The sequence below is a fragment of the Fuchsiella alkaliacetigena genome (genome assembly GCF_023227765.1).
Classification (GTDB): Bacteria; Bacillota; Halanaerobiia; order Halobacteroidales; family Acetohalobiaceae; genus Fuchsiella; species Fuchsiella alkaliacetigena.
Window position 1 is genome coordinate 1 of the sequence record NZ_JALKBZ010000100.1, and the last position, 2,725, is coordinate 2,725.

Below are 2,725 nucleotides of genomic sequence, written 5' to 3' on the forward strand. Positions count from 1 at the left end.
ACTTAACACTTTATCAAAAGAGGAGTCCCTTTTCTAGTTTTTATACTAAATTTACCTATACTTATTTTACACTATGAACCTTGTTATAAGTGAATATTATAAACTTTATAAAATAATCTTAACTTTTTCTGAAAACTATGTTATAATTATCGTGAATTAAAAAACTAATTAAACAAGGGGAGAAAAGTATGGATAATAAAAAAGAAATTATTTTTGCAGGATTGGTCATCGGCATTTTAAGTAGCTTATTAGTTAAATTAGGAAATCCGGTTAATATGGGCATCTGTGTAGCCTGTTTTGTCCGCGATATTGCCGGCGGAATCGGCTTGCATAGGGCTGGCGTAGTTCAATATATACGCCCAGAAGTCATCGGCTTTATCCTCGGTGCTTTTATCATTGCTGCTCTCAATAAAGAGTTTAAGGTTCGGGGAGGCTCGTCACCACTACTGAGATTTATTTTAGGTATCTTAGTAATGATTGGTGCTTTAGTTTTTCTAGGCTGTCCACTAAGAATGGTACTTCGTTTAGCTGGAGGAGATTTAAATGCAATAGCTGGTATCCTAGGTTTTGCCACGGGAATAATTATTGGAGCTGAATTTATTAAAAGAGGATTTACTCTAGGTAGATCCCATGAACAAAGCTTAGAAAATGGCTATATACTGCCTTTAATAGCAGTTCTACTATTGAGCTTTTTAGTTATAGCTCCAGACTTTATCTTTTTCAGTACAGAAGGGCCCGGTGCTATGCAAGCTGCTATCCTAATCGCTCTAGCTGCTGGTTTAATAGTAGGAGTACTAGCTCAAAGAAGTCGAATCTGTATGGTAGGTGGTATTCGTGACTTATACCTAATCAAAGATCCTCACCTAATTATCGGCTTTATAGCTATCTTTATAGCTGCGCTGATTTTAAATCTAGCTTTAGGCTATTTCAATTTAGGCTTTATAGAGCAACCTATTGCTCATAATGATGGCCTTTGGAACTTCTTAGGTATGCTACTAGCCGGCTTAGGCTCAATCTTATTAGGCGGCTGCCCCTTAAGACAGACAGTTTTAGCTGGTGAAGGAAATATAGACTCAGGAATAACCTTTATAGGAATGTTAGTAGGAGCTGCTATATCCCATAACTTTGCTCTAGCCGGCAGCCCTGATGGAGTAGGTGCTAACGGAAAAATAGCCGTTGTAATCGGCATTATTATTATTTTGCTAATCGGCTTCTCTAAGCTAAGCATCGGCGCTTCTAAAAAGGGAGGGGTGACTTATGGAAAGTAAAAAGATTATAGATGCTCGCGGCTTCTCATGTCCAGAGCCGGTTATTCTGACTAAGAGGGCCCTTAATAGTCTAGCTGAAGAAGAACTTAAAGTTTTAGTAGGAGATGCAGCAGCTAAAGAAAATGTAAGTAGACTAGCCAGAAACTCAGGGTACAACGTAAAGATAGAAGAAATAGATAGTGACTATCAACTAATCATTAAAAAGAGATAGTTTAAAACTCACATTCCGCATAACTAATTTTTCCAATTAGATAATAAAGAAATTGCTAAAATAAATCATAAAATAGCTAGACAAACCCCAAAAAAGCTATATAATAAGACTATATAGTTTAATAAACGGGGTGGATCAAAATGAATAAGAAAGTTGATATAAATGATATCAATGTCTGGTCTGACGGCAAATTACAATTAGCTGTTTCTTTATGTGAAAAAATAGGAATCATAGATCTTTTTAACAAACACTTAGAAAATGACCAAGGTAGACCTGCGGATATTCCATCAGGGATTGAAGCAGCAATCATGATTGCTAGTATAGCTGATGATGGATATAAACCACTTTCCGCCTTTCAAGACTACTATAGATACAAAGACCTTGAAGGTATCTTTTATCATCCAATAGAACTATCACAACTAAACGATGATCGCTTTGGTCGCTTTCTAGACGATTTTCATCAAGCAGGATGTCGTCAGATATTTATGGAAGCTAGTAGCCTTGCTTTTGCTGAATATGGTTTTAAAGTTAAAAACATAAACTACGATACCACCTCCAAAGTAATGTGGGGTAAATATGAAACTACAAATCATTTAGAAGACTATGGTGATCAGACTAGTTACATTCATATAGACTTCGGTCATAGTAAGGATAAAAGAAATGACAAAAAACAGATTAAAGTTGGTATAGGTACTGCCAATGGTGTTGTAGCAGATGCCAAAGTTCTTTCTGGTAATATTGATGATAAAACTTATAATAATCAGAACTTAGAAGATCTTGACCAGTTGTTAACTCAAATGGATATTAACCGTGATGAATTTTATTATATTGCCGATAGTGCTCTATTTACTAAAGATAATTTAGCTAAAGCTAAAAGTAATGAAATTTCTTTTATTAGCAGAATGCCAGACAACTACAACTTAGCAAAAGAGCTAATGGCACAACCTTTAGCAGAAAATGCTCAAACCATTAAAATTGATAAAGCACAAGGAAAACAATCAGTATATAAAATGATGGAGACAGAAGCTGAATACAAAGGTCATCCTTGCAAATTTGCTATTATCTATTCAGAGCAACTTGAAGAATCCAAAGAGAAAACTTGTCAGAAAAAAGTTGCCAAAGAAAGAGAAAAAATCAGAAAAGCTCTTAAAAAATATAAAACTCGTAGCTTCAAATGCCAAGCCGATGCCGAAAAAGAAATAGAGCTACTAAATAATAAATTGATTTCTAAACTGGAATTTCATAA

The 2,725-nt window shown here is 35.0% G+C and carries 3 protein-coding genes; all 3 read left to right on the plus strand.

Translation table 11 applies throughout. From position 1 onward, the window contains the following. Positions 1-188: 188 nt before the first annotated feature. Entirely contained in the window at positions 189-1,268 is a 1,080-nt protein-coding gene (gene yedE / locus MWH30_RS13585; RefSeq protein WP_248664639.1) for a YedE family putative selenium transporter, read from the plus strand. After that, positions 1,258-1,479 carry a sulfurtransferase TusA family protein gene (locus tag MWH30_RS13590; protein ID WP_248664640.1) on the plus strand — a complete coding sequence of 74 codons (222 nt, stop codon included), beginning with the start codon at positions 1,258-1,260 and terminating at the stop codon, positions 1,477-1,479. Before yedE ends, MWH30_RS13590 begins: the two co-directional genes overlap by 11 nt. A gap of 140 nt (positions 1,480-1,619) precedes the next feature. After that, on the plus strand, positions 1,620-2,725 hold a 1,106-nt coding region (locus MWH30_RS13595), incomplete at its 3' end, for an IS1634 family transposase (RefSeq protein WP_248664641.1).

Excerpts from the sequence above, each read along its gene's own strand:
- yedE (WP_248664639.1), top strand. The coding sequence starts at position 189 with ATGGATAATAAAAAAGAAATTATTTTTGCAGGATTGGTCATCGGCATT.
- MWH30_RS13590 (WP_248664640.1), top strand. The coding sequence starts at position 1,258 with ATGGAAAGTAAAAAGATTATAGATGCTCGCGGCTTCTCATGTCCAGAG.